Consider the following 25,171-nt stretch of genomic DNA (forward strand, 5'->3'; position numbering starts at 1 on the left):
CGCGATGGCCGGCCGTCTGGTTCGCTTCAAGCAGGTCGACGTGTTCACGTCGGCGCCGTTCAAGGGCAATCCGCTCGCCGTGGTGTTCGACGCCGATTCGCTCGGCGACGACACCATGCTCGAGATCGCCCGCTGGACGAACCTGTCGGAAACGACGTTCCTCTGCACGCCGACCGATCCGGAAGCCGACTATCGCGTGCGGATCTTCACGACGGGCGGCGAACTGCCGTTCGCCGGCCACCCGACGCTCGGCACCGCGCACGCGTTCCTCGAAAGCGGCGCGCGGCCGCGCACGCCGGGCCGGCTGATCCAGCAGTGCGGGGTCGGCCGGGTCGCGCTGCGCGAGCAGGCCGGCGGGTGGGCGTTCGCCGCGCCGCCGGCGCGCGTCACGCCGCTCGACCGTTCGGACTACGCGGCACTGGCCGCCGCGCTGCGCAGCGACGCGCTCGACCTCGATGCCGAGCCGTGCGCGGTCGACAACGGCGCGCCGTGGCTGGTCGTGCGGCTGAAGTCGGCCGACGCGTGCATCGGCCTGTCGCCCGATCCGGCCGCACTGGCGGCACTGACCCGCCGCTACGGCGTGGATGGCCTCGCCGCCTATGCACCGCACGCCGAAGGCGGCCCCGCGACGTTCGAGATCCGCTGCCTGATGACGGGCGGCACGTTCGGCACGCCAGGCGAGGATCCCGTCACCGGCAGCGCGAACGCCGCGCTGGCCGGGCTGCTGACGCGGCAGGAACGCCGCCCCGGCCCGTCGTATACGGCCCGCCAGGGCACGGCGATCGGCCGCGACGGCCGCGTCTTCGTCCGCTACGACGAAGACGGCACGACCTGGATCGGCGGCCAAGTCGTCACGGTCGTCGACGGCACGTTCCGTTCCCCCCACTGACATTTCGCGATGTGCGATGGTACGGGCGCGTCCGGCGCCCCGCGCTTTGCCCAACTATCGCAAAAACGTTCCAACCAGTAATATCGGGCCTAATCCGTTGTTTCGGAGGTCTGTCCATGGTTGCGCGTCCCGCGAACGAACAGACGTCGGGACAATCCGAACCATAGCCGGCCATCCAGACGGATGGCGCACGCGAGCAGGACGCCACCCTCTTCGATGAGCTCCGCCCGGTCCAACCACACGCCGCCGAACCGGCCGCTGCGCGCGCCGCGCAAGTCGCGCCGGCGTGCGCTGTTTGCCATCCCGCTGCTCGGGATGCTGGCGCTCGCGCTGCTGTGGGCCGTGATCATCGCGCGCCTGTCCGTTGAAAAGGACAGTGCGTACAAGGAAGCGGCGGCTTCCGCGGCGATCCTGTCGTCCGCGCTCGAGCAGCATACGGTCAAGGCGATCCACCAGGTCGACCAGATCACCCGCTTCGTCAAGTTCGAATTCGAGAAATCGCCGGCGCGCTTCAATCTCGCGAGCGCCGTCGAGAAAGGCGTCGTGCCGAGCGATACGCTGATCCAGGTGTCGCTCGTCAACGCGAAAGGCATCCTGTTCGCGAACACCGCCGAACTCCATCCGCAGCCGATCAACCTGTCCGACCGCGAGCACTTCAAGGTCCACCTCGCGCACAACGACGATCGCCTCTTCATCAGCAAGCCCGTGCTCGGCCGCGTGTCGAGCCACTGGACGCTGCAGATGACGCGGCGCCTGAACAATCCGGACGGCAGCTTCGCCGGCATCGTCGTGGTGTCGGAGGACCCGAGCTACTTCACGAACGATTTCTACAACAACGCGGCCATCGGCAAGGAAGGCGTGATCGCGGTCGTGTCCGACACGGGCGCCGTGCTCGCGCGGCGCACGGGCTCGGTGAACAACGCGCCGGGCGCGTTCTCCGCGTCGGGCGTCTACCCGATCGCGGAGCGCGTGACCGGCACGATCATCGATCCGATCGACGGCGTGACGCGCATCGTGTCGTACCGCCACCTCGACGGCTACCCGCTCGCGGTGATGGTCGGGCTGTCGCAGACCGAAGAGTTCGCGGACTACACCCACACGCGCAACGTCTACCTGCTGATGACGAGCTTCATCACGCTCGCGATGCTCGCGTTCTTCGGCGTCGCGACCGGCCTGATCGGCAAGCTGCTCGGCCGCGAGCGCGAAATGACGCAGCTTGCCGAATACGACCTGCTCACCGGCCTCGCGAACCGCTATGCGACGCTGCGCGGGCTGCGCAACGACGTGTCGATGCCCGCGAGCCTGTCGCGGCTCGGGCTGCTGTTCATCGATCTCGACAACTTCAAGACCGTCAACGACACGCTCGGCCACAACGCCGGCGACATCGTGCTGCAGATGACCGCGTCGCGCCTGGCCGATGCGGTCGGCGACGAAGGCTCGCTCGCGCGCATCGGCGGCGACGAGTTCGTCGTCGTGATGAAGGGCGACGACGTCGAGCGGCGCGCGGTGCGGCTCGCGGAAGCGATCATCCGGATGTTCAGCGAGCCGTTCGACGTACGCGGCAGCTCGTTCGTGCTGCATGCGAGCATCGGCATCGCGCTGCACACCGTCGCGAACGAAAGCGAGATCGACCTGCTGAAAAAGGCCGACCTCGCGATGTACAGCGCGAAGGACGCCGGCAAGAACTGCTACCAGTTCTATGCGCCGCACCTGTCGCATCGCGCCGACCACCTGATGCGCTGGGAACAGCAATTGCGCGTCGCGCTCGCCGAGGGGCAGCTGTTCCTCGCGTACCAGCCGAAGATCGACCTCACGCACCGCACGATCACCGGCTTCGAGGCGCTCGCGCGCTGGGACCATCCCGAGCACGGCGTGATCTCCGCGAACGAATTCATTTCGATCGCCGAATCGACCGGCCTGATCGTGCCGATCGGCGACTTCGTGATCCGCACCGCGTGCGAGCAGATCGCGCGCTGGCGCGACGAAGGCCACGACACGCTGACGCTCGCGGTCAACATCTCGCCCGTGCAGTTCTGGCGCGGCGACCTGATCGAGACGATCTCGCAGGCGCTGCACGACACCGGCATCGACGCGAACCGGCTCGAGATCGAGATCACCGAAACCGCGATGATGGAATATCCGGAACTCGTGTCCGAGAAGATCGTCGCGCTGAAGAAGCTCGGCATCCGGATCGCGCTCGACGATTTCGGCACCGGCTATTCGTCGCTGTCGTACCTGCACCGCTTCTCCGTCGACACGCTGAAGGTCGACCGCTCGTTCGTGCAGGCGATTCCGAACGATCGCAGCGTGTGCGTGATGGTGTCGTCAATCGTGCATCTCGCGCGCTCGCTCGGGCTGACCGTCGTCGTCGAGGGCACGGAGACCGAGGAGCAGATCACGTGGCTGTCCGCGCTCGGCGAAATCGAGGCGCAGGGCTTCCTGTTCTCGCGCCCGGTGCCGGCCGACGCGATTCCCGCGCTGATCGCACGCTTCGGCGTGCGCGGCGAGCGCCTGAACGTCGTCGCGCAACGCGCGACCGGCAGCACGGGCGGCTGAACACCACACCGCTGCCGCCGCGACGCGGGTTGCGCGCCGCCGCAATTGTTACGTTTTCCGATCCGATCGTTTAGTTCATTAACTAGCGTTTTCGCGCATGGTAGTGTCACGATGCGCGGCGGACAATCGGGAGGGCCGACGTGTCGGCGGGCCGCCGGCGCGGCCCTACGCGAGAGATCCGGCCCTGCGCCAACCACACAATCATGACAACCGTCGAAGTCGAAGCGACCGCGCGTGTCGAAGAGGCACCCGCATCCCTATGGGCCTTGTTCAAGGTCGTCGCCGGCATTTCGGCCGTCTCGTGGGGCGGACTTTCGATGATGGCGCAACTCGAACGCCACTACGTGGAGCGGCTGCAGCGCATCGAGCCGCACGTCTTCGGCGATCTCGTCGCGCTCGCATGGCTCGTACCGGGCCCCGTCGGCTGCAACGTCGCCGTGCAGGTCGGCCAGACGCTGCACGGTCGCGCCGGCGCATGGGTCGCCGGCATCGCGAGCGTGCTGCCGTTCTCGATCCTGATGACGCTGTTCGCGATCTTCTATCAGACGCCGCTCGTGCGCTCGCTCGCCGCGCCGATGCTGATCAATCACTTCGGGATGGTGCTCGCCGCGCTGATCGGCGTCACGTGGGTCAAGCAGGTGCGCTCGCTCGCGCGCACGCGGCTCGAACAGACGATCGCCGCGCTATCGACGATTCTGCTCGCTTTCGCGCATAGTCCGGCCGCTTTCGTCGGGATTCTGTTCGCCGCGTTTGCAGCAGGCTGGCTGACGGGGCCGTCGCAACGCGACGCGGTCGATTTCACGTTGTCGAAACGCGACCGCGGCCTGCTCGTGCTGCTCGGCGTGCTCGTCGTGCTGTTCGCGCTGCCGCTGCCGGGCGATTACCAGGCGGACCTGCTGTGGCCGCGCCTCGCGGGCGCCGGCATGACGCTGTTCGGCGGCGGCTTCTCCGCGCTGCCGGTGCTCAAGACGCTGTTCGTGTCGCCGGCGACGGGCATCTCCGATCACGACTTCACGCTCGCCTTCGCGCTGTCGCCGGTCGCGCCGGGGCCGCTGCTGAACGTCGTGCCGTTTCTCGGCTACCTGACCGACGGCTGGATCGGTGCGCTGCTCGCCACGGCCGCGCTGTTCATTCCGTCGGGATGCCTCGTCGTATTTGCGCAGAACCACCTGCTCCGGCTCAAGCGCCATTCGCGCTTCGAGCACGGGATGCGCCTGCTGCGCGCGGCGACGACGGGCTTTCTCGTCGTCGCCGTCGTGAAGATCCTGCATCGCGAGCCGGCCGACCCCGTTTACTGGCTGACGGGCGCTTTCGCGACGCTGTGCTTCACGCGCTTCAAGGTGCCCGTCTATGCCGTGTACGGCGCGGTTGCCGTCGCATGCAGCGTGTGGCTGTGGGCCGCGCACTGACGGGCGGCGGCCGTCGCCCTGCCCGGCGCGGCCCGCGTTGCCGCTTCAACCGGCCTGCACGGCGACCCGGCGTGCCATCCAGCGGGCGCGCAGCGCGTCGTACGCGAGGTTGAAGCAGAACGTGTAGGGCAGGAAGAACAGCACGATGCCGAGGTCGAGCAGCAGCGCCTCGACGAGGCTCACGTTCAGCCACCACGCGGCAACCGGCACCACCATCGCGACGAGGCCGAGCTCGAACGTCACCGCGTGCGCGATCCGCATGCCGAGCGTGCGCGACAACCCGGCGCGCCGCTCGAAGCGGTCGAACAGCGCGTTGAAGGTCATGTTCCACGCCATCGCGATCAGCGACACCATCACCGTCAGCACGCCGACGTGCGACACCGGCATGTCGAGCAGCCACGCGCCGATCGGCGCGCACAGCGCGATCGCCACCAGTTCGAACGTCAGCGCGTGCAGCAGGCGCTCCGTCACCGTTTTGTTGATCTGTTTCATGATGCACTCCCATGCATTAGCTGATCCATGCCGGCCATTCTGATCGGCGATACCGCACCAATCCAGTTTGATATCATCGGTTTTACCGATACACGCTGCCCGGAGCACCGCATGCACCATGCCCCCGAAGCCCTGCTCGCCTTCGTCGAAGCGGCGCTGCTCGGCTCGTTTACGGCCGCCGCCCGCAAGCTCGGCAAGCGTCAGTCGACGGTGTCGGAAGCGATCGCGAATCTCGAAATCGATCTCGGCGTGCAGTTGTTCGATCGCTCGACGCGCGCGCCGACGCTGACCGAGGCCGGTCGCGCGCTGCTGCCGCAGGTGCAGCGCGCGCTCGAGGCCAGCGCGGCGATCGATCGCACGGCCGCCCGGCTCGCGCGCGGCGAGGAAGCGCGGCTCACGCTCGTCGTGTCCGATACGTACCAGTCGAAGCGCTACGAGGAAACGTTGATGGCGCTCGAACGGCGCTTTCCGGCGCTCGAACTCGAATGCCAGATCGCCGAGCACGACGACGTGCTCGACCTGATCCAGCAAGGCCGCGCGCAACTCGGGCTGATGGCCGCGCGCGCGGCCTACCCGGCCGATATCGGCGCGGCGACGGTGGCGGAGGAATCGGAGATCGGGCTGTTCGTCGGCCGCACGCATGCGCTCGTCGAATACGGCGACGCCGAAGTGCCGCATGCGGCGCTGCGCGACGTGCGCGAACTGCGCCTCAATACCTACGTGACGACCGAAGGCCGCGGCACCGACGACCGGATCGTCGTCGGCACGCAGCACTGGCTGGCGCCGAGCTACCTGATGCTGCTGGAGATGGCGGTACTCGGGTTCGGCTGGGCGGAACTGCCGCGCTGGATGGTCGAACACTTCGCACGCGACCGCCTGTGCGAGCTGCGTGCACGCGGGTGGCCGCGCCGCGTGCGGGTGGATGCGGTCTGGTCGCGCAACCGGCCGCTCGGCCCGGCCGGTTCATGGCTGCTCGATGCGATGCTGGCCGCGTAGCGGCGCGTGCGCCGGGCCCACGGCTGAAAGCAGCGGCCTGACGCCGGCCGGTCAGAAACCGCGCGACAGCACGGCCGCGCCGATCGTGACGACGCCGAGCACGAGGTTCACGACGACGAGCAGGCGCATCGCATTCACCGCGCGCGCGCCGTCCGGCCAGTTTTGCGCCTGCACCGCACGGCGGATGCGCGGAAACAGCGCGAAGCGGATGTGCCCGAAGATCAGCATCATCACGACGCCGAGCCCCGCCATCGCATGCAGCGACCACGTCGCATGCGCGCCGCCGAAGCTCATCAGCAGGAAACCGCCGGACAGCAGGATCACGATCACGGCCCCTGAAACCCAGTTGAAGAACCGGCCGAACACGCCCTCGATCAGCGGCAAGCGCAGCTGCGGCGACAGGTCGGACAGCGCCGGGCGCAGGCAGAAGTGTGCGAAGACCATCCCGCCCACCCACACGGCGACGGCCAGCAGATGAAGAAACAGCGCGACGGCAACGGCGTGGGACATGAGGACGATCCTGTGATGAGTGGGGTGCAGCGAACGGCCGCGTCGCACGCGGCATCGAGCGACGTTCGACCCGCCAGCCGCGTCGCGGTTCAGGCCCGCGGCGCGATTTCACATTATTTTGCAAGTTGCGCGTGACGGCGCCACGCTTGCTTACCCGAATCCCTCGCCCAAAAGAAAAAGCCGCACGCCCGCCGAAGCGGACGTGCGGCCTGCGACCGCGGCCGAACCGGATGTTCCGGACGAACCGGACGACCGCGCGGCGTCAGCCGAGCAGCGGACGCAGCTCGGTGACGACCTTGAGCTTCGTGTCCGGCGCGCGGCCCTTGCGAGCGCGCTTTCCGATGTGCGGCGCGAGCCCCGCGTACGACAGCGTCTCGTCCTGCACCTTGCCGCCGCGCCCCGTGCCAATCAGCACGACGCCGGCCGGATCGATCGCCAGCGCCTGCACGAGCGTTTCCTTGTCGTCGAGCGCCATCAGGATCACGCCGCGGCCGCCGCCGGACAGCGTCTTCATTTCGTCCATCCCGAACACCAGCAGGCGCCCGCCGCTCGACAGGCACGCGACCTGCGTCGCGTTCGGCAGCACCGGCATCGGCGCGAGCGGCACCGCACCCGCATCGATCGTCATGAACGACTTGCCGGCCTTCACGCGGCTCACCATGTCGCCGACCTTCGCGAGGAAGCCGAAGCCATTGCTCGACGCGAGCAGCAGTTGCTGGTCGGCCGGCGCCGCGTAGTAGTGCATCAGGTGCGAGCCCGATTCGAGCTCGATCAGCGACGTGACCGGCACGCCGTCGCCGCGCCCGCCCGGCAGCACCGCCACGTCGACCGAGTACACGCGGCCGCTGCTGCCCCACGCGATCAGGCGATCCGGCGTGCGGCACTGGAACGCCGCGTACAGGTGGTCGCCCGCCTTGAACGTGAAGCCGGCCGGATCGAGCCCGTGGCCCTTCAGCGCGCGCACCCAGCCCTTCTGCGACACGACCACCGTCACCGGCTCGTCGACCACCTTCGCCTCGAACGTCGCGCGCTTTTCCTGCTGGATCAGCGTGCGGCGATCGTCGCCGTACTGCTTCGCATCGGCCTCGATCTCCTTGATCATCAGCCGCTTCATCGCGCTTTCGTTCGCCAGCAGCTCCTCGAGCTTCGCCTTCTCGTCGCGCAGCGCTTCGAGTTCCTTCTCGATCTTGATCTTCTCGAGCCGCGCGAGCTGGCGCAACCGGATTTCGAGGATGTCCTCGGCCTGCCGCTCGCTGAGGCCGAACGCACTCATCAGCGCGGCCTTCGGTTCGTCCGACTCGCGGATGATGCGGATCACCTCGTCGATGTTCAGGAAGACGATCATCCGCCCTTCGAGGATGTGGATGCGATCGTCGACCTTCGCGAGACGATGGCGGCAACGGCGCGTCATCGTCAGCTGGCGGAACTTCACCCATTCGTCGAGGATCGTCAGCAGGCCCTTCTGGCCCGGCCGGCCGTCGGCGCCGATCATCACGAGGTTCAGCGTCGCGTTCGATTCGAGGCTCGTGTACGCGAGCAGCGTGTTCACGAATTCCGTCTGGTCGATCGTGCGCGACTTCGGCTCGAACACGAGCCGCACGGCCGCTTCCTTGCCCGACTCGTCGCGCACCGCATCGAGCAGGTCGAGCATCGCCTTCTTCGTGTTCAGCTGCTCGGGCGTCAGCGTCTTCTTGCCGAGCTTGAGCTTCGGATTGGTCAGCTCCTCGATTTCCTCGAGCACCTTCTGGCCCGACGTGTTCGGCGGCAGCTCGGTCACGACGAGCTGCCACTGGCCGCGCGCGAGATCCTCGATCTTCCACTTCGCACGCACCTTCAGGCTGCCGCGGCCCGTTTCGTACGCCGCCGAGATTTCGGTGTCGCTCGAGATGATCTGGCCGCCGCCGGGGAAGTCCGGGCCGGGAATCAGGTTCATCAGCTCCGCGTGCGTAAGCTTCGGATTGCGGATCAGCGCGACCGCCGCAGCCGCGACTTCGCGCAGGTTGTGCGACGGGATTTCGGTGGCGAGGCCGACCGCGATGCCCGATGCACCGTTCAGCAGCACGAACGGCATGCGACTCGGCAGTGTCTTCGGCTCCTCGAACGAACCGTCGTAGTTCGGCATGAAGTCGACCGTACCCTGGTCGATTTCGTCGAGCAGCAGCTTCGAGATCGGCGTGAGCCGCGCTTCGGTGTAACGCATCGCCGCCGCGCCGTCGCCGTCGCGCGAGCCGAAGTTGCCCTGCCCGTCGATCAGCGGATAGCGCAGCGAGAAATCCTGCGCGAGCCGCACGAGCGCGTCGTACGCCGACTGGTCGCCATGCGGGTGGTATTTACCGAGCACGTCGCCGACCACGCGCGCCGACTTCACCGGCTTCGCGTCGGGCCCCAGGCCCATTTCGTTCATCGCGAACAGGATCCGGCGCTGCACCGGCTTCTGGCCGTCGCACACGTCGGGCAGCGCGCGGCTTTTCACGACGCTGACCGCGTAGCTGAGATATGCCTGCTCCGCGTAGTTGCCGAGCGTCAGCGCGTCGCTCTCGGGCGCGTCGGGGCTGGCGAAGAGATCGGAAGTGTTGTCGTCCATCTGAATTCCGTATTCGTAAGTGGCGTGAGGCCGGGCCGGGCGTCACGCCCGGCCGCGCGGAAGCGGCGGTGCAGTGTTCGATGTCAAGCGGTGCTGATGCGCCAGCGGATTCGCGTTCGTGGCAAGAAGCAAACCGCAGCGGATGCCAGACGCATCGCGAGGATTTGCGACGCCGCCACGGGCGCGAAGCCGCCGCGCATCAGTGCCGATTGGCGTCGAACACTGCACTAAATGTCCGCTTCGACTTCGTTGCCCTTTTCCTCGAGCCAGCCGCGCCGCGCGGCTGCCTCGCCCTTGCCCATCAGCATCGTCATCCGCGCGACGGTCGCCTCGTAGTCGAGCTCGCCGAGCTTCACCGGCATCAGGCGGCGCGTGTCGGGATTCATCGTCGTGTCCCACAGTTGCTCGGCGCTCATTTCGCCGAGGCCCTTGAAGCGGCTGATGCTCCACTGCGTGTCGCGCACGCCGTCCTTGCGCAGCTTGTCGAGGATCGCTTCGAGCTCGCCGTCGTCGAGCGCATAGAGCTTCTGCGCGGGCTTCTTGCCGCGCGCGGGCGCATCGACGCGAAACAGCGGCGGGCGCGCGACGTACACGTGGCCGCGCTCGATCAGTTGCGGGAAATGCTTGAAGAACAGCGTGAGCAGCAGCACCTGGATGTGCGAGCCGTCGACGTCCGCGTCCGACAGGATGCAGATCTTGCCGTAGCGCAGGTTCGACAGGTCGACGGTGTCGTCCGGGCTGTGCGGATCGACGCCGATCGCGACCGAGATGTCGTGCACCTCGTTGTTCGCGAACAGGCGGTCGCGCTCGGTTTCCCACGTGTTCAGCACCTTGCCGCGCAGCGGCAGGATCGCCTGGTATTCCTTGTCGCGGCCCATTTTCGCGGAGCCGCCCGCCGAGTCGCCCTCGACGAGAAACAGTTCGTTGCGCGCGATATCTTCGGTCTCGCAATCGGTCAGCTTGCCGGGCAGCACCGCGACGCCCGAGCTCTTGCGCTTCTCGACCTTCTGGCCCGCGCGCGTGCGCGCCTGCGCTTGCTTGATCACGAGTTCGGCGAGCTTCTTGCCGTGCTCGACGTGCTGGTTCAGCCACAGTTCGAGCGCCGGACGCGAGAACGACGACACGAGCTTCACCGCGTCGCGGCTGTTCAGCCGCTCCTTGATCTGCCCCTGGAACTGCGGATCGAGCACCTTCGCCGACAGCACGAACGACACGCGCGCGAACACGTCTTCCGCGAGCAGCTTCACGCCCTTTGGCTGCAGGTTGTGCAGTTCGACGAAGCTCTTCACCGCCTGGTACAGGCCGTCGCGCAGCCCCGACTCGTGCGTGCCGCCGGCCGGCGTCGGGATCAGGTTCACGTACGACTCGCGCACGAGCGAGCCTTCCTCGCTCCATGCGACGACCCACGACGCGCCCTCGCCCTCGGCGAAGGTTTCGTCGGTCGAACGCGAGTCGGCGAAGCGCTCGCCTTCGAATAGCGGGATCAGCAGCTCGCTGCCGTTCATTTCGTCGAGCAGGTAGCCGCGCAGGCCGTCTTCATACTTCCAGGTCTGGCGCTCGCCCGTCTTTTCGTTGACGAGCACGACCTCGACGCCCGGCAGCAGCACGGCCTTCGAGCGCAGCAGGCGCTGCAGCTCGCCGAGCGGCAGGTTCGGCGAATCGAAGTACTTCGGATTCGGCCATACCTGCACGCGCGTGCCGGATTTCTTCTCGCCGCGGCCCGCCGCCTGCGTGGCGAGCGGCTTCACGACCTCGCCGTCGGCGAAGCCGAGCTCGGCGATCTTGCCGTCGCGCCAGACCGTCACGTCCAGACGCGTCGCGAGGGCGTTCGTCACCGACACGCCGACGCCGTGCAAGCCGCCCGAGAACGTATAGGCGCCGCCCGCGGCCTTGTCGAACTTGCCGCCCGCGTGCAGGCGCGTGAACACGATCTCGACGACCGGCACGCCTTCTTCGGGATGCATGCCGAACGGAATGCCGCGGCCGTCGTCCTCGACCGAGACCGACTGGTCCGCATGCAGCGTGACCGTGATCTGCTTGCCGTAGCCGCCGAGCGCCTCGTCGGACGCGTTGTCGATGACTTCCTGGATGATGTGCAGCGGATTCTCGGTACGGGTGTACATGCCGGGCCGCTGCTTGACCGGCTCGAGACCCTTGAGCACCTTGATCGATGCTTCGCTATAGGCCGCGCTGGGTTTCTTCGTTGACATAGGCGCTGAATTTCGTCATTCATCGGGACGTTGTCCACACCTCGTGTGGATAACGTCGTGGACAAAACGTTGAGTTCCGTAAAAAAGCGAATCGAAACAACGGTGTGCTTGGACTGCTCCGAAAGCGGGCGCGCGGCGTGCGCGGCGCGACCCTGGACGCGCGGTATTTTACTGGTTCCGCGTGGCGCGCCAATCTCGGGATCGGCGCGCGCCGTGCGCGTCACGCCGGCTTGCGCTTCGCCTCGAGCGTTTCCCACCGTTCGAGCGCGGCGAGCAATTCGTCGTCGATCGCCGCGAACCGCTTGGTCAGGCGCGTGCCTTCCTGCGGATCCTTCGCGAAAATCGCGCCGTCCTCGAGCTGCGCATTGATCGTCTTCTGCTCCGCTTCGAGCGCGGCGATCTTCTCCGGCAGCGAATCGAGTTCGCGCTGCTCGTTGAACGACAGCTTCACCGTGCGCTGCGCGTTGCGGCCGGCCGCGCTCTTCGCCGGTTCGTCCTTCGCGGGCGCCGCCTCCTTGACCGCGCGCTTCGCCGCTTCCTGCTGCGCGAGCTGCTCCGAGCGCTCGCTCTGGATCTGCCAGTCGGTGAAGCCGCCGACGTATTCGCGCCACTTGCCGTCGCCCTCCGCCGCGATCACCGAGGTCACGACGTTGTCGAGGAACGCGCGATCGTGGCTGACCAGCAGCACCGTGCCGTCGTAGTCGGCCAGCAGCTCTTCGAGCAGTTCGAGCGTCGGGATGTCGAGGTCGTTGGTCGGTTCGTCGAGCACCAGCACGTTGGCCGGACGCGCGAACAGGCGCGCGAGCAGCAGCCGGTTGCGCTCGCCGCCCGACAGCGACTTCACCGGCGAACGCGCGCGTTCCGGCGCGAACAGGAAATCGCCGAGATAGCTCATCACGTGCTTGCGCACGCCGCCGATCTCGACCCATTCGCTGCCGGGGCTGATCGTATCGGCCAGGCTCTTCTCCTGGTCGAGCTGCGCGCGCATCTGGTCGAAATACGCGACCTGCAGGTTCGTGCCGGTGCGCACCGTGCCTTCGTCGGGCTTCAACTCGCCGAGGATCAGCTTCAGCAACGTGGTCTTGCCGGCGCCGTTCGGGCCGACGAAGCCGATCTTGTCGCCGCGCATCACCGTCGTCGAGAAGCGGTCGACCACCGTGCGGCCGCCGTAGCGCTTCGTCACGTCGGTCAGCTCCGCGACGATCTTGCCGGACTTCTCGCCCTGCGCGACGTCGAGCTTCACGTTGCCCTGCGCATTGCGGCGCTCCGCGCGCTCGTTGCGCATCTGCACGAGCCGCGCGATGCGCCCGACGCTGCGCGTACGGCGCGCTTCGACGCCCTTGCGGATCCACACTTCTTCCTGCGCGAGCAGCTTGTCGAACTTCTCGTTTTCCACGCGCTCGACTTCGAGCCGCTGCGCCTTGCGCGTCTGGTATGCCGAGAAATTACCCGGATACGACAGCAGCCGGCCGCGATCGAGCTCGACGATGCGCGTCGCGACGCGATCGAGAAACGCGCGATCGTGGGTGATGAACAGCAGGCCCGCGCGCTGCGCGACGAGCAACTCCTCGAGCCAGCGGATGCCGTCGAAATCGAGGTGGTTGGTCGGTTCGTCGAGCAGCAGCACGTCCGGCTGCAGCACCAGCGCACGCGCCAGCGCGACGCGCTTCTGCATCCCGCCCGACAGCGCGTCGACGCTGGCGTCGCCGTCCTGCAGGCCGATCTGCGCGAGCGTCATCGACACGCGCGTGCGCCAGTTCCATGCGTCGTGTGCGTCAAGCGACGACTGCAGCGCGTTCATCCGCGCGAGCAGCGCATCGTGCTCGGCGCCTTCCGGTATCTCCGCGAGGCGGTGCGCGATCGAATCGTATTCTTCGAGCAGTTCGCGCGTATGCGCGAGCCCCGACGCGACCGCGTCGAACACCGTCGCGCCCGGCTCGAACTCGGGCTCCTGCGGCACGTAGACGGTCACGAGCTCCTGCTGGCGCGTGATCAGCCCGTCGTCGGGCTTGGCAAGACCGGCGACGATTTTCAGCAGCGACGACTTGCCCGCGCCGTTACGGCCGATCAGGCCGACCCGCTCGCCGGCTTCCAGCGAGAAATCCGCGTGATCGAGCAACGCGACGTGACCGAACGCGAGCTGCGCGCCGGTAATGGAATAGAGCGACATGGGGAAACGGCGAAGAGAGAAATCGGAAGCGCCCATTGTACCGGGCGCGGACGCTGGCATCGGCTCGGCTGGATGGACGAGCGCCGCGGGGCGCCCTCGAAGCGTGTCGGCGCGGTGCCGTGAGCGGGTTGCGGCCGGTTTCCGGTGCGCATGCCGGCCGCGGTTTGCGTGCCTGCTTGAACGGGCAAATACCGACCGGAAGCCCCCGCGGCCGGCCGATCGGCAGATCCCGCGCGCAGCGCGGCGGCCGCCTGCGCGGGATGCGCGGTTATTTCACGTTGACCGTGATCGTCGAGCTCATTTCGGGACCGTACGAACGGTGCGCGCCGTCACCGAGCTGCAGCGTCAGCGTGTGCTGGCCGGGCGGCAGCTTTACGTCGGTTTCGGTCTGGGCCTTGCCGAAATGCAGCGAATGGTCGGTCGCCGGAATCACGTCGCCCTTCGGCACCGGCTTGCCGTCGATCAGCAGGTGATGATGACCGGTATCCGGCGTCATGTCGCCGGCCGGCTTGAGCGCCATGCCTTCGAGACCGAACTTCACGTGCACGGGGCTCGACACCGTCGCGCCGTCCTTCGGCTCGACGAAGAACACACGCGCTTCAGCGCGCGAGCGTCGATACGGCCATCGCCGCGACACAGACTGCACCCGCGATCCACTTTCTATTGAGCATCGTTTCCTCCTTCAGATTGACAGGCCCACGAAGCATACACCGCATGCCCGGCCGACGCGATGGCGCCGGTTGTTCGCAATGCGTACGTTTAAAACGACGTTACGCTGGCGTTCGGCGAAATTCCGGTACCATGGCGCGTTTCGTCCGCTGGCGAGGGCTGCGGACGGCATCGCCGAATTCCATTATCCCGAGCGCAACATGAGTGAAGTAACCGAATACCAGAGCTGGGTCTGCCTGATTTACGGGTGGGTCTATAACGAAGCGGAAGGGCTGCCCGACGAAGGCATCGCGGCCGGCACCCGTTTCGCCGACATTCCCGCCGACTGGCGCTGCCCGCTGTGCGACGTGGGCAAGGAAGATTTCGTCGTCGTCGATTTCTGATTTTCTGCCTCGATCGCGGGTAATCTCGCGTTATGCGCGTCGCGGGTGCATTCCGCCCCGCCGACGCGCCGCGCGTTTGCTATACTCTCCGCGCTGTCCACTCCGCCGTCCGGTTCGCGTTTTTCGCGCGATTGTCCGGACTTGGCTCTCCCCGTAGTTCAATGGATAGAACAAGCGCCTCCTAAGCGCTAGATACAGGTTCGATTCCTGTCGGGGGGACCAGCAATACCCCCTCTTAGCCTTATCCAGCAAGCCTCATCGGCGAATTTGGCGTAAATTTGGCGTAACGCCGAATCACTTTGCCTCCGCGGACATTTCGTCCGCCGGATAGAGCTGCAGCATCGCGCGCGCGGCCTCGACGTTCGACGTCGTTAACCACTCTTCCCAATCGTCGGGCCGCAGAATTACGACCGACCGTTTTTCGTCGGTCGGCTTGTGCATGCGCGACATCAGCGGGTGACCATCGGCGTTGACGGTGATCATCGTCATCACGTGGTGCTCGACGCCGTCCTGGTTCGTAAGCGTGCGCCAGATGCCGGCGACACACATCGTCGGCCGGTCGACCACACCGATCCGCTGCCACACGCAGGGCCCGAGTACCCAGTTGCCATTTGCGTCTTGATGTGCATCCGGATACGACGGCTCGACTATGAAACGCGCCGGAATCAGGCAACGCCGGCCGCTGCGCCAGGTTGGCCCGTACAGCCGCGACTCCCCGAGGTTGTCGTCGCGCGCGTTCATCGTGCTGCGCATGAGTGGCGGCTTGCGCCCCGCCGCCTTCGCTTTCTCGATGTTGGCCTTCTGCAGCGCGCGCGGCCAGAAACCGAATCCGGCGATCAGCGGCTTGAACTGCCCGTCGACGTAGCCGACGATCGGCGCGTCGTAGTCCTGGTAGATCTCGGGCTTCCACGGCGTCCAGCGGTACAGGTCACGGAAGCTGTCGATCTTGAGCTCGCTCAGGCCCGGGTCCTCGCCCGGCGCGACGTAGTTCGTGCACATCGCCGTCCCCAATTTTCATTCTTGACGGGACCATCTTACCCCGCGATAAACTGTATATATATACAGCATTCGTGCGTCGCCATGCAGCACTATTTCATCCTCAACGATCAGCACGAGCCGGTCGAAGTCGATCTCGAGACGTTCTGTGGGTGGGACAAGAACATCGCAGATACGACGGTGGCGGAGAACACGCGCGTCTGGACAGTCTTTCTCGGCACGACGGTAGATCGTGATCCTCCCGCACAACCGTACTTCGTCCACTACGTCTATGAGCCAGGATCGCAGTATCGGACAGTCGATACGTACGGGTATCACGAGGCAGTCGCGCGGCACGGCCGGATTGTTGAGTGGCTGACGAAGCGCGCCGAGCGAAGGCGTCAGCGGGCTGCCGCCGTCAGGGCATCGTAGTCGCGCTCGCACTGCTGGCCGGCGATGCGGGCACGGTCAGCATACTCTGCCAGGTCGCCCGCGCGTTCGCCAGCGCGGCCGAGCACGTCGGCAAGCAGATCGAGGGCGTCTCCGGCTGCCGGGCTTCCGGCGGCAGCGGCGGGATGGCGGGCGGCCGCGACGAGTTGGTCGACACGCTGCTGCAGGCTGCCAGCGGCAGCACGAGCAGCAAAAGCATCCGCGAGCGCGGCAGTTCGTTGTTGATTCGCATATTTTGCGTTCTCCGATTGGGCCGCGACGCGGCGATTGAACTCGTCTCGTTGGGCCTCCAGGTCATCGATCTGCTTTGCCTGATCCGCGATCTTGGCGGACTGGTCCGCATCACGGTGCCCCTTGAGATACCCGCACGCCGAACCGGCGACAACGCCGGCCACGACGAGCAGCCAAATACGCGGATCGATCCACGTCATGCGACCACCTCCCCACCGGACGCGCGGTACGCGGCCAGCAAATGTTCGATCTTGTTTTCGTGCTGGCCGTATCCGGCCCCCGGCAAACTCGCCCATACGTTCGATACCCTCGCCACCGCCTCGCGGAACCGGCCAGCGTCGATCAACGGCAGCGCGCCGTGCTCGCGCAGCTGCTGCAACGCGTACCGGTCCTGCGAGATCGGACCGAAGTCCGGCAGCTTCATCTGCGCCTGATAGATCCGCCACCACCGCGTCAGGATTTGATAGCGGCCGGCAGCCGTCGACGGCACCGGAATATGCAGGTTGAGCACATTCGGATGCGCCGCATAGCTGGAGAACAGCAGCGGGCGCGACGACGTCGAGCCAACGAGCACGTTGTAGCCGTCGTCCGAGTTCGCCAGCAGATCCCGGCCGATTTCGCTCGCGGCGATCATGTCCAGAAACGCGACGCGATTCCGGCCGCCGGCAGCAGTAATAGGGATGCGTGCCATCGTCACTTCCCCCCGAACAGTCGCTTCGCGTTCCGGCGCAGCAGCACCTCGAGGTACTGCGACCCGACGATGCCGAGCGCGCTACCGAGACCGAGCAGCGCTATCGGTGGCAGATCCGGGATCTGCAACAGCGCCAACCCGGCGACCATCGACGTCGCCGAGCCCAACACCGCCCTGCCGACGACCAGCCGGAACGTCAGCTGTTCGCTGCCGACCAGCACCTTTGCGATACCAATCAATCCACCCATGATGATCAGCTCCAGAATCGTCTTTTCGTGGTCTTGCATCGAATCCCCGTAAACGAAAAAGCCGCCCGAAGGCGGCAAAATAAATGTGATGTAGAGACGCGCAGCACTACTGGCGCATTCGGCCCCGGACCGCGGTCGACACCCAGGTGTGAAACGCATCAAGCCCAAGCAGGATTCCGCTCCTCAGCGGCCGTGCGACAGGTTTCTCAACGGCAATGTGCACGGTCAATGCAAACCCGATGGCCGCTGCGATAACCCCCCAAAACAGCACATCGCCATTCACCGTCGCATCGACCAAGTTGAATAGCATGTAGCCGACGTTCTGATGGATGAGATAGAGCGGATAGCTGACTGCACCAAACCAAACCCATCGCGGACTGCAAAGCACCGGCGTTCGACGAAGCGCGAGCCCAAGCAACACGACGAAAAACGCCGTCATCACAACACCGATAATCACCGGGTTTAAGTCGAGCCCGAAGTGTTCGCTGAAGTACGGCAGCAACTGAAATTCGTGATACAGCGATAGCGCCCACGACGCACATAGCAGCACGATGAGTGAGCGCGATAGGCCGTGCGCCCGAATGAGGAAGCATGCCGCGCCGGCAATGAAGAAGCCCGCGTAATCCGTCACGAGGAAAGTCTTGAGCTTGATGAACGGGAATGTTTCCACGAGCACCGTGCCGATCAACCATGCGAACAGCCATCGCTCTGAACGACCAATTTGGCCGACGATGATCAGAATCGCGACCAATCTGTAGAACCGGAGTTCTGCCCCGAGCGACCAATACGCGCCGTCGATCGGGTCGGCCCCGAATCCGCCGCCGAGCGTCAGCATGTTGACCATGTATTGCGGCCATGTTGCTGTAAACCGGCCACCACCAATTGCAAGCGTTACAAGGAATGTGACCGTGCAACAAACCCAAAATGCCGGCAGCAGGCGAGCCGCGCGAGACGCAATAAACTTCTTGATACTCGCATCGCCGGCCGTCATGAGAATGACGAACCCACTGATCATGAAGAACAGATGCACACCGAGGAAGCCGTACCGAGAGATAGGCTCCAACGGCGGATAGTGCATGATGGTCAGGTCATCGGCTGCATAGCCCCGAAATGCAAAGTGAAAAAACACTACAGCAAGTGCGGCAATGAACCGAAGCAGATCAAGCTCGGGTATTCGGGAAAGCTTCACGGTCTACAATTTTGAAGTTTATTGGTCCTGTCGTCGGCCAGTCGACAGCTTTAGCTCATGTCGGCCGGATTGTAGCGTAGTCGCCCTATCCAGCCTCCCCGACACCGCACACCCTTACGCCGCGGGCGCCTCCGGCCAATCCACCTTGAAGGGAAACTCGGATTGTGTTGGGATGTCGCGCAACTTCTGACGGTACTCCGCCCAAAGGGCGGCGTTCTCCTTGACGGACGCCGGGGCATCCGGAGGGACCGCAGTTCGGCTATCGGAGTCGCGAAGGCACGCATCGCGCTGCTCGCGAATGACAACGGCCCGAAACTCCCGCTCGTTGTCCGCAAATTCCTTGTGAATCACCTCATCAGCCGGCTGCGGTTCGGGTCGCCGCCACGCCGCGATCCAGGGCAGCCCGATAAGCCCGCCCGTCTCCGGATCCACCGAGTGACCGACGAGGAAATCCACGCCATGTAGCGCACCCGGATACAGCTTCTTGATTGCCGCGATCATATGATTGTGTACATAAGTGACTGCCATACTCCCCCCTACTGATTACGAAGAACGACTCCGCGCAGATAGCAGCGCGTGTTGTTTGCCTCTTTACGCATACCCATCATCACCCACGGCGCAGGGATGTCGATCGTATGCGCGGGGATATTGATACCGATATCCATAATTCCCCATTCGGCTACGCCCGAATCCCACTGCACGCGCGCGCCTGCAACCGCTCGATTTTCGGAGCGGGCGTAGAGGTCATCGAGAATCGAGTTCAACCATGCGCCACGGAAACTACAGAGAAGGTTGCCATCCGTTTGCAGAGTCGATCCGCCCACATGCAGGTTGCCCGATTGCCACGTTTCGCCCCCATCGCTGATGTTCCACGGAATACCGGTGTAAGCGTTGTTGATGATCTCGAGTCCACCGCCATCTCGGGCGCGGAGGTAAGTCGTAACGTTTTGACCTGCCCGACGATTTTGAAGCGCCAAGTCGGCCTGCCATCCATCGCGACCGATCCACGGTCTATCCTGGAGCCGCGGAGCCGCGATACTGACGGCGTATCCCTGCACCCACTGCTGCGTCACATACGCTGCAAGCTGCTTGGCCAGCGCAACGGCACCGAGGTCGGTGTTGTCGACAGTGATGAGCAGGCCACTGCCGTCCTTCGCCCAGCCGAGCTTTACGATGTTCGGACCTTGTCCGATGCCGGTTCCCTGCTGAACCGGGGTATAGCCCAACGCATCCTGCTTCTTCGCCGTCGCTTGCGCGACGCGCAGCGGCGTCATCAGCTTCGTGTTGTCCTTCCCCGCTTCGGCCTCAGCTTGGCTCGCGATGGAACCTGACACGGAACGCTGCGCGATCGCGAGCACCGCATCGCGTAGTTGGGTCGTCGTCGCTTCGTCGGGATTGATACCCGCTTCCCGCAGCACATTGAGCACTTCGTCCGTCAGGTCGTTCCCCCACTTTGACGGAATCAACGAGCCGACCTGCCCGGCGCCGGGATTCTCGTCGACGAACTTCCCATCCACCAGGCCGACGCCCGGCACGCTCTTTGGATAATCCATCCCTATACCTCGTAGTCAAAAATCACCAACGTGTGCGCGGGCGCATGACGCCGGATGTAGCACTCGATGCCGCTATTCGGATTGCGCCCGAACCGCTCGCCCCAAACTGTCACGCCCCAGCGGCGACCGTCGCTGCGGCGCCGCCCCATGTGCATCGTCCAGATGTACTGCTGCGCCCACGTACCGAAGCGAGCAACACCGAATCGCGACCGCCCAAACCGCGGCGCGCGATGTTCCTCGATTCGGGCGTCCGGATATCCGTTCTCACGTGCGAGCGATTCGAAATACGCGATGCGTTGGCCACCAACGCCCAGCAATCGGTTGCGCACTTCGCGCTGCCGATCTTCGAAGGACTGCGCAGGCCCGAGACATTCGTCCGGCAACGCACAGACGCGCTCCCAATCCGGCACGAGCTCGCGCACCGTCGCGGCATCCATCTCGTCGAGCAACGCTCGTGCACGGGCATCGATGCGCAGGAATTCCGGAGCCAGGCCGGCGAGCACGCGGTGCACCTGCGGCGCGAGCTCGTCGCTCCATGCCGGACCGGGCGGCAGCAGCGCGCGTAGCATCTGCAGATAGTCCGCCTCGTCTTTCACTGCCATTTCACGGCTCCCATTACCGGAATCTCGTTCGGCTGCAGCGCAACGTCGCCAACCGGTTGCAGCAGCTTGTGATCACGCTCGCCGCGCGCGCCGCTGATCGCCTGCCTGAGATGCGATTCAAGTACGGTCACGCCGAGTGCGCCTTCCCGTTCAAGTAAATCGGACAGGTCTTCCACAACGGCCGTGCGCGTTGCCTCATCGTCCGGCGAAAGCCGAATATCGAAATCGATCGCGCGCGGCTTCGGCGCAAGCACGTACAACTCTGCCGTCACTGGTCGCTGCCGCTCGATATACGCCTTCACCGTCGCACACGCTTGCTCATCCGGAACGGGGTTAAGGTCGTCGTCGCGCATGAAAAAGACGCCAACCGTACCGAGCCCCATGTAATGCGGTCGGCACCACGCGCGCGTAACGCCGGGCACCTCGAGCGCCCATGTCACGTAATCGTCTCCGTTCCCGCCGTCAGGCACGAGGCGATAGGATCGAATGACCCGTTGTCGCAATCGCTCGACCGATTCCTGATCCGTGCCGCCCAAAATTCCGGGATCCAGCACCACGACCGTGTCCGATACGCCAACAACTGGCGAAATAAACCGCAACCGCACGCCGGCGCCAATGTTGCCGACGATCCCCGCATCCACGGCTCGCACTTGAACCTTCGCGGTTCCGGCTCGAATCGTTGCGGTCTCGACGACCACGTATCGTCGCTGGTCGTCCGCCTGCAGCAGGGCGCCCGCGCCGATGGTTTTCCCTTCCGCCCCGCTGGCGGATACGACGCCGGCCGCGGCCGCAGCATCTTTGCGCGGCACCGCGAGCCGCAGGCGCGCGTGGCGCAACAGCATCTCCTCGTCGCACTCGTCGGGCAGAATTTGCCGTGCCGTCCATCCGAGATAGCCGTGCATTTCGTGGCTGGCGCCCGAATGGACCCGCACAAGCGCGCGCTGATCCGAGCGCCGCAGCGCGCCGTCCGCGGCAGATGTCAGATCGCCGCCCACCCGCTCAATCAGCTCAGGCAGCGTCGGCAACGGAAAAGTCATCGAAAATTCTCCACATGTCGTCGTAGTTGATGGTGAGCGGCCCGTCGCGGTCGTCGGACAAGACAATTTCCCCGATGGCTCGCTCCGTTGCCGCACGCCCCACACCATCCGCGCGTTTCACACTGACGCTGATCGCTGTTACGATTTCATCGTCGACCATCCACTGCAGTGCTTCGCGGCAGTATTCCTCCGCACGGCGCAGCACTTCCGCGGTCAACACCTGCCGGCGCAACAGCCACAACCGAGAGCCGATTCGATCGCCGGCAACGTCCGGGAAACTGTCGCCCCACCATCCCATTCGTTCGTCGTCATCGAGCGCGTCGCCTGGCTCGGCCCGTCGCCACGTGAACAGGCTGATCTCGACCGCGCGCCGCAACATCGCTTCTCGAGCGTCGCTCATTGCATTTCTTCCGTAATGCCGCCGGTCTCCGCGTGACGGTGCCGCGCCGTGCTCTTGCCGTCGACGACGACGTCCGGCGTGCGAATGGGTGCATCGAACGTCGCCGCATCTCCACCGCCCTCGCCCGCGCGCACGGCCATGCCAGATTGCGCGGTCAGACGTCCCTTTGCGACAACCTGCTCGGACGCCTCCACCATCGGCGAATTGAGTTCGATTTTTTCGGAGGCGTTCACCCTGAACGTCCCCGTTGTCAGCTCGGCGATGCGGCCGTTGCGGAAAATCAGGCTGTCGCCCTCGCTTGTGAAAATCGCAACCTCCCCGGGCTTAAGGTTCAGCGGGCGAAACCGGCGGTCGGCCACGACCAAGGCCACGCCGTGCGACGAATCGCCGCCGAGAAAACCAACAATCGCCTCGGCGCCGTCCATCGGATGCGACGTGAACCCGTACGGCTCGAAATGCTCGACCCCATCCTTCACCCCACCCGCCATCAACCGCGTCTGCAACGTCTGCATCTTCGAGGCCGAATTCACGAGCGACACGACCCCACGAACCAGCCACGCACCCAACTTGCTCATTGCTTCTCCCAATCTGCCGGCAGCAGGAATTCAAAGTTATCCTTGCCTTTCTTCTTGCCCTTGACCTTCTTCCGCTTCGTCAATGGCTCGGCCGCGAAGCCGTCCGGCGGAGCGACCGTCAGCTTCGTGAGCATCCCTTCGGCATTGCTTTGCGAATATTCAATTTCCACGACCAGCATGTCGCGATCGAAGCCGATGATCGAATCGACGACACGGACAATCTGGTTGTGTCGCCAGATTTGGCCGTTTGACTGTCTCCAACCCTGCACCTTGTAGGTCGTCGCCAACGCCTTGCTGATCCGGTTTTCGCTTTCCCACTGGACGCGCTGTCGCGCGAGATCGGCGGTCATCTGGCCGGCCTCGCGCATCACCATCGTCCGATGCCGCGCGATACGCGGATCCGCCACGCGCGCCTCAATCTCGCTGACCGCGATACCGAATGCCTCGTCGGTTCCGCTGCGCTGCCCCTTGCACACGTACTCGGAAAACACCTGCGAGAAATCGAGCGGCGCATCGCCGTCCTTGATGTTGGCGCCGAGCTCGAGCTTGTCGGACGCCTTGCCGGCGCTCCCCGGCTCGGCAATGACCAGGCGCCCGTGCTCGTCGTCGGTCGACAGCAACCGCGACAGCCGCAACAGCCGATCGATCGAATCGAACACCGTTTCGCCGGGCTCGATCGTGTGATCGGCCAGCGTTCCTGCATCCCCCGATTCGTCCACGACCTTCACGCCGTACGGCGCGGCCAGCGCCTCGACGATCCGGCCCACGCGCTGCCCCCGCCACTGCGACGGTTTGTTGTCCGCCCCGCAGTCGACAAGGTCAGCCGTGAGCGATCGTCCCGCGATGCCGCACGTCAGCGATGCGGCGTCGTACCTGATCGGCGTCGAGAACACGTATCCGGTCAGCACCAGATCGGACCCGATACGCACCTCGCACCGGTCCCCCCGTTTGACCTGCCGCGGCACGTCGCCACTACCGGGCCACTTCCACGTGATTGCGAGCGCGAAATCGCGCGCCTGCCGTTCGATACCCGCCGAAATTCGGACGTCGGTCCATCCAGCGAAATCGAGACCGTTGACGGTCAATGTGACGGTATTGGATTTGTCAGCCATCTATCGAGAAAGGATCTTCAGTGGCACGGTCGGCACGAACCCCGGATGCGCGAGCCGGTTCCGCATCACGATCTCGTCGCCGCGCGCCGCATCACCATATCGGCGGTACGCCAGCACGAGCGCCGGCACCGCCTCCGCTGGCGTCAGCGTCACCAGCCCAACGCCTTCGCGCGCGACCTTCGCCAAATGTTGCGCGACCTTCACGCGGCTGTTTGTCAGTGCCTGGAAATGTTCGCGTGGCGCAGCCATTCCCTGCTGCCACATAGACTCGGAAACAATCTCCGCAAGGTCGCGCAGATCATCCGCGACGGGCACATCGACAGCGGGCAATGGATTTGCAATCTGCACATCTAGCGCCGGCGCGCCGGCCGGCAACGTGGCCGGCGAGTATGTCGGCAATGCGCCGGCGTCACGCACGACGTCAACCAGCAACACGTCCTGCACGAGGTCGACCGTTGCCGCGAACAACTTGGTCGCCTCACGGCCACGCGGCGGCGGGATCTCGTCGAGCGTCGAGATCGCCCCGACCTTGCCGAGCGCTCCTGAGATCGCATCCGCGTAGCCCGCGGGGGCCACTCGGGCGACAAATGCTGGATCCGATCCGGAACGAAACCGATCCGCGATCGAGCCCGGCATCTCGACGAGAGTTTCGACGAAACTCCGCACGCTGCCGAACAACACCGTGAACGGCGACGCGTACCGATAAAGCACGTCGAAAATCGATCCGCCCTGCTGCATGAGACTATCGACCGTCACCTGTGCCAGATCGACCAACGCAACCGCATCGCGATAGCGGCTCAACGCGGTATCGAGCAGCCCGTCCGCGCTGTCGAGCGCCTGCTTACCGGTATTCGCCGACCCGCTCGGATACTTCAGTTCCGGCGCGTCGTGAAACACCAGCGTAAAGCGAACCATCCCGCCGTCCGCCTTCACGTGCGTCATATCGCACTCGCCGGGCTGCACACGCAGCGTGCCGAGCCACGGATGAACCAGCTCGCCCGGCCCCTCTTGCTCGAGCGCATCGAGCAACTTGTCGCGCTGATCGAGGCAATCGGAACCGATGACGAAGGCCGTCATCGTGTATTCCCGGGTTTTCTTGCCGTTGTCCTCCGGATAACTGCTGTCGCGCCGGGGATATTCGCGCACGACGACGCGGCGGCCGATCGGCGTCTTGTCGTCGAAAACCTTGAACGGAACGCCGCGGAACGATGCCGGCCGCAATTTCTCTCGCCAACTCATG

At 65.2% G+C, this 25,171-nt stretch carries 24 protein-coding genes, 1 tRNA gene and 1 pseudogene; 7 read left to right on the top strand and 19 right to left on the bottom strand.

Annotated features, from left to right (window positions below):
- Window positions 1-4 precede the first annotated feature (4 nt).
- The 3 genes from LGN10_RS07540 (at window position 5) to LGN10_RS07550 (ending at window position 4,854) form a co-directional block, all read left to right on the top strand.
- Window positions 5-889 (top strand): PhzF family phenazine biosynthesis protein, encoded by an 885-nt coding sequence (locus LGN10_RS07540; protein ID WP_060966812.1) that lies wholly within the window; start codon window positions 5-7, stop codon window positions 887-889.
- A gap of 216 nt (window positions 890-1,105) precedes the next feature.
- Window positions 1,106-3,445, top strand: a complete 2,340-nt coding sequence (locus tag LGN10_RS07545) for an EAL domain-containing protein (RefSeq protein ID WP_059583751.1) — start codon at window positions 1,106-1,108, stop codon at window positions 3,443-3,445.
- A gap of 203 nt (window positions 3,446-3,648) precedes the next feature.
- A complete protein-coding gene (locus LGN10_RS07550) occupies window positions 3,649-4,854 on the top strand; it encodes a chromate transporter (RefSeq protein ID WP_099316681.1) in 1,206 nt (401 codons plus the stop codon).
- A gap of 45 nt (window positions 4,855-4,899) precedes the next feature.
- Here the strand turns inward: LGN10_RS07550 and LGN10_RS07555 are convergent, their stop codons facing one another.
- Complete coding sequence (locus LGN10_RS07555; protein WP_059583771.1) at window positions 4,900-5,346, bottom strand: multidrug/biocide efflux PACE transporter; 447 nt, start codon at window positions 5,344-5,346, stop codon at window positions 4,900-4,902.
- 111 nt (window positions 5,347-5,457) lie between these two features.
- Between LGN10_RS07555 and LGN10_RS07560 the strand changes: the two genes are divergently transcribed.
- Complete coding sequence (locus LGN10_RS07560; protein WP_226222543.1) at window positions 5,458-6,342, top strand: LysR family transcriptional regulator; 885 nt, start codon at window positions 5,458-5,460, stop codon at window positions 6,340-6,342.
- 51 nt (window positions 6,343-6,393) lie between these two features.
- Here LGN10_RS07560 and LGN10_RS07565 read toward each other — a convergent pair whose 3' ends face one another.
- The 5 genes and pseudogenes from LGN10_RS07565 to LGN10_RS07585 all read right to left on the bottom strand — a co-directional run bounded on the left by LGN10_RS07565 (window position 6,394) and on the right by LGN10_RS07585 (window position 14,487).
- Window positions 6,394-6,852 carry a CopD family protein gene (locus LGN10_RS07565; RefSeq protein ID WP_059583755.1) on the bottom strand — a complete coding sequence of 153 codons (459 nt, stop codon included), beginning with the start codon at window positions 6,850-6,852 and terminating at the stop codon, window positions 6,394-6,396.
- A gap of 262 nt (window positions 6,853-7,114) precedes the next feature.
- A complete protein-coding gene (gene parC / locus LGN10_RS07570; protein ID WP_124861306.1) occupies window positions 7,115-9,436 on the bottom strand; it encodes a DNA topoisomerase IV subunit A in 2,322 nt (773 codons plus the stop codon).
- Between the two features lie 227 nt (window positions 9,437-9,663).
- Window positions 9,664-11,646: a DNA topoisomerase IV subunit B gene (gene parE, locus LGN10_RS07575; RefSeq protein ID WP_226222545.1), complete on the bottom strand. Its 1,983-nt coding sequence runs from the start codon at window positions 11,644-11,646 to the stop codon at window positions 9,664-9,666.
- Between the two features lie 220 nt (window positions 11,647-11,866).
- Window positions 11,867-13,852 (bottom strand): ATP-binding cassette domain-containing protein, encoded by a 1,986-nt coding sequence (locus tag LGN10_RS07580; RefSeq protein WP_226222547.1) that lies wholly within the window; start codon window positions 13,850-13,852, stop codon window positions 11,867-11,869.
- A 232-nt stretch (window positions 13,853-14,084) separates the two neighbouring features.
- Window positions 14,085-14,487 (bottom strand): annotated as a pseudogene (locus LGN10_RS07585) (DUF4399 domain-containing protein).
- 198 nt (window positions 14,488-14,685) lie between these two features.
- On the opposite strand from LGN10_RS07585, the gene LGN10_RS07590 reads away from it, so the two are divergent.
- On the top strand, window positions 14,686-14,868 hold the full coding sequence (locus tag LGN10_RS07590; RefSeq protein ID WP_226222549.1) for a rubredoxin: 183 nt from the start codon (window positions 14,686-14,688) through the stop codon (window positions 14,866-14,868).
- A gap of 147 nt (window positions 14,869-15,015) precedes the next feature.
- Window positions 15,016-15,090: transfer RNA gene (locus LGN10_RS07595), tRNA-Arg, on the top strand.
- 72 nt (window positions 15,091-15,162) lie between these two features.
- Here LGN10_RS07595 and LGN10_RS07600 read toward each other — a convergent pair.
- On the bottom strand, window positions 15,163-15,867 hold the full coding sequence (locus LGN10_RS07600) for an SOS response-associated peptidase family protein (protein ID WP_226222551.1): 705 nt from the start codon (window positions 15,865-15,867) through the stop codon (window positions 15,163-15,165).
- Window positions 15,868-15,948: 81 nt separating this feature from the next.
- On the opposite strand from LGN10_RS07600, the gene LGN10_RS07605 reads away from it, so the two are divergent.
- Complete coding sequence (locus tag LGN10_RS07605; RefSeq protein WP_226222553.1) at window positions 15,949-16,275, top strand: hypothetical protein; 327 nt, start codon at window positions 15,949-15,951, stop codon at window positions 16,273-16,275.
- Here LGN10_RS07605 and LGN10_RS07610 read toward each other — a convergent pair.
- The 12 genes from LGN10_RS07610 to LGN10_RS07665 form a co-directional block, all read right to left on the bottom strand.
- On the bottom strand, window positions 16,245-16,724 hold the full coding sequence (locus LGN10_RS07610; protein ID WP_226222555.1) for a DUF2514 family protein: 480 nt from the start codon (window positions 16,722-16,724) through the stop codon (window positions 16,245-16,247). The two genes, LGN10_RS07605 and LGN10_RS07610, sit on opposite strands and share 31 nt — an antisense overlap.
- Window positions 16,721-17,215: a glycoside hydrolase family protein gene (locus LGN10_RS07615; RefSeq protein ID WP_226222778.1), complete on the bottom strand. Its 495-nt coding sequence runs from the start codon at window positions 17,213-17,215 to the stop codon at window positions 16,721-16,723. The genes LGN10_RS07610 and LGN10_RS07615 overlap by 4 nt, the downstream gene beginning before the upstream one ends.
- A 2-nt stretch (window positions 17,216-17,217) precedes the next feature.
- Entirely contained in the window at window positions 17,218-17,502 is a 285-nt protein-coding gene (locus LGN10_RS07620) for a phage holin family protein (RefSeq protein WP_175826930.1), read from the bottom strand.
- A gap of 67 nt (window positions 17,503-17,569) precedes the next feature.
- A complete protein-coding gene (locus LGN10_RS07625; protein WP_226222557.1) occupies window positions 17,570-18,652 on the bottom strand; it encodes an acyltransferase family protein in 1,083 nt (360 codons plus the stop codon).
- Window positions 18,653-18,766: 114 nt separating this feature from the next.
- Window positions 18,767-19,180, bottom strand: coding sequence for a phage tail assembly chaperone (locus LGN10_RS07630; RefSeq protein ID WP_226222559.1), 414 nt, complete (start codon window positions 19,178-19,180; stop codon window positions 18,767-18,769).
- An 8-nt stretch (window positions 19,181-19,188) separates the two neighbouring features.
- Entirely contained in the window at window positions 19,189-20,205 is a 1,017-nt protein-coding gene (locus LGN10_RS07635) for a hypothetical protein (RefSeq protein WP_226222561.1), read from the bottom strand.
- A gap of 2 nt (window positions 20,206-20,207) precedes the next feature.
- Window positions 20,208-20,807: a YmfQ family protein gene (locus LGN10_RS07640; protein WP_226222563.1), complete on the bottom strand. Its 600-nt coding sequence runs from the start codon at window positions 20,805-20,807 to the stop codon at window positions 20,208-20,210.
- On the bottom strand, window positions 20,798-21,844 hold the full coding sequence (locus LGN10_RS07645) for a baseplate J/gp47 family protein (RefSeq protein ID WP_226222565.1): 1,047 nt from the start codon (window positions 21,842-21,844) through the stop codon (window positions 20,798-20,800). The genes LGN10_RS07640 and LGN10_RS07645 overlap by 10 nt, the downstream gene beginning before the upstream one ends.
- The gene (locus LGN10_RS07650; protein ID WP_212159281.1) at window positions 21,816-22,244 is read right to left on the bottom strand and encodes a phage GP46 family protein; all 429 of its coding nucleotides are present in this window, start codon (window positions 22,242-22,244) and stop codon (window positions 21,816-21,818) included. The genes LGN10_RS07645 and LGN10_RS07650 overlap by 29 nt, the downstream gene beginning before the upstream one ends.
- A complete protein-coding gene (locus LGN10_RS07655; RefSeq protein ID WP_226222567.1) occupies window positions 22,241-22,819 on the bottom strand; it encodes a phage baseplate assembly protein V in 579 nt (192 codons plus the stop codon). Before LGN10_RS07655 ends, LGN10_RS07650 begins: the two co-directional genes overlap by 4 nt.
- Window positions 22,816-23,931: a phage baseplate assembly protein gene (locus tag LGN10_RS07660; RefSeq protein ID WP_226222569.1), complete on the bottom strand. Its 1,116-nt coding sequence runs from the start codon at window positions 23,929-23,931 to the stop codon at window positions 22,816-22,818. Before LGN10_RS07660 ends, LGN10_RS07655 begins: the two co-directional genes overlap by 4 nt.
- Window positions 23,932-25,170: a DNA circularization protein gene (locus tag LGN10_RS07665; RefSeq protein ID WP_226222571.1), complete on the bottom strand. Its 1,239-nt coding sequence runs from the start codon at window positions 25,168-25,170 to the stop codon at window positions 23,932-23,934.
- Between the last annotated feature and the right edge of the window lies 1 nt (window position 25,171).

Source organism: Burkholderia sp. AU32262 (assembly GCF_020419985.1).
GTDB classification, from domain to species: Bacteria; Pseudomonadota; Gammaproteobacteria; order Burkholderiales; family Burkholderiaceae; genus Burkholderia; species Burkholderia semiarida.

Coding starts and splice junctions, on each gene's coding strand:
- LGN10_RS07540 (WP_060966812.1), top strand. CDS start 5: ATGGCCGGCCGTCTGGTTCGCTTCAAGCAGGTCGACGTGTTCACGTCG.
- LGN10_RS07545 (WP_059583751.1), top strand. CDS start 1,106: ATGAGCTCCGCCCGGTCCAACCACACGCCGCCGAACCGGCCGCTGCGC.
- LGN10_RS07550 (WP_099316681.1), top strand. CDS start 3,649: ATGACAACCGTCGAAGTCGAAGCGACCGCGCGTGTCGAAGAGGCACCC.
- LGN10_RS07555 (WP_059583771.1), bottom strand. CDS start 5,346: ATGAAACAGATCAACAAAACGGTGACGGAGCGCCTGCTGCACGCGCTG.
- LGN10_RS07560 (WP_226222543.1), top strand. CDS start 5,458: ATGCACCATGCCCCCGAAGCCCTGCTCGCCTTCGTCGAAGCGGCGCTG.
- LGN10_RS07565 (WP_059583755.1), bottom strand. CDS start 6,852: ATGTCCCACGCCGTTGCCGTCGCGCTGTTTCTTCATCTGCTGGCCGTC.
- parC (WP_124861306.1), bottom strand. CDS start 9,436: ATGGACGACAACACTTCCGATCTCTTCGCCAGCCCCGACGCGCCCGAG.
- parE (WP_226222545.1), bottom strand. CDS start 11,646: ATGTCAACGAAGAAACCCAGCGCGGCCTATAGCGAAGCATCGATCAAG.
- LGN10_RS07580 (WP_226222547.1), bottom strand. CDS start 13,852: ATGGGCGCTTCCGATTTCTCTCTTCGCCGTTTCCCCATGTCGCTCTAT.
- LGN10_RS07590 (WP_226222549.1), top strand. CDS start 14,686: ATGAGTGAAGTAACCGAATACCAGAGCTGGGTCTGCCTGATTTACGGG.
- LGN10_RS07600 (WP_226222551.1), bottom strand. CDS start 15,867: ATGTGCACGAACTACGTCGCGCCGGGCGAGGACCCGGGCCTGAGCGAG.
- LGN10_RS07605 (WP_226222553.1), top strand. CDS start 15,949: ATGCAGCACTATTTCATCCTCAACGATCAGCACGAGCCGGTCGAAGTC.
- LGN10_RS07610 (WP_226222555.1), bottom strand. CDS start 16,724: ATGACGTGGATCGATCCGCGTATTTGGCTGCTCGTCGTGGCCGGCGTT.
- LGN10_RS07615 (WP_226222778.1), bottom strand. CDS start 17,215: ATGGCACGCATCCCTATTACTGCTGCCGGCGGCCGGAATCGCGTCGCG.
- LGN10_RS07620 (WP_175826930.1), bottom strand. CDS start 17,502: ATGCAAGACCACGAAAAGACGATTCTGGAGCTGATCATCATGGGTGGA.
- LGN10_RS07630 (WP_226222559.1), bottom strand. CDS start 19,180: ATGGCAGTCACTTATGTACACAATCATATGATCGCGGCAATCAAGAAG.
- LGN10_RS07635 (WP_226222561.1), bottom strand. CDS start 20,205: ATGGATTATCCAAAGAGCGTGCCGGGCGTCGGCCTGGTGGATGGGAAG.
- LGN10_RS07640 (WP_226222563.1), bottom strand. CDS start 20,807: ATGGCAGTGAAAGACGAGGCGGACTATCTGCAGATGCTACGCGCGCTG.
- LGN10_RS07645 (WP_226222565.1), bottom strand. CDS start 21,844: ATGACTTTTCCGTTGCCGACGCTGCCTGAGCTGATTGAGCGGGTGGGC.
- LGN10_RS07650 (WP_212159281.1), bottom strand. CDS start 22,244: ATGAGCGACGCTCGAGAAGCGATGTTGCGGCGCGCGGTCGAGATCAGC.
- LGN10_RS07655 (WP_226222567.1), bottom strand. CDS start 22,819: ATGAGCAAGTTGGGTGCGTGGCTGGTTCGTGGGGTCGTGTCGCTCGTG.
- LGN10_RS07660 (WP_226222569.1), bottom strand. CDS start 23,931: ATGGCTGACAAATCCAATACCGTCACATTGACCGTCAACGGTCTCGAT.
- LGN10_RS07665 (WP_226222571.1), bottom strand. CDS start 25,170: ATGAGTTGGCGAGAGAAATTGCGGCCGGCATCGTTCCGCGGCGTTCCG.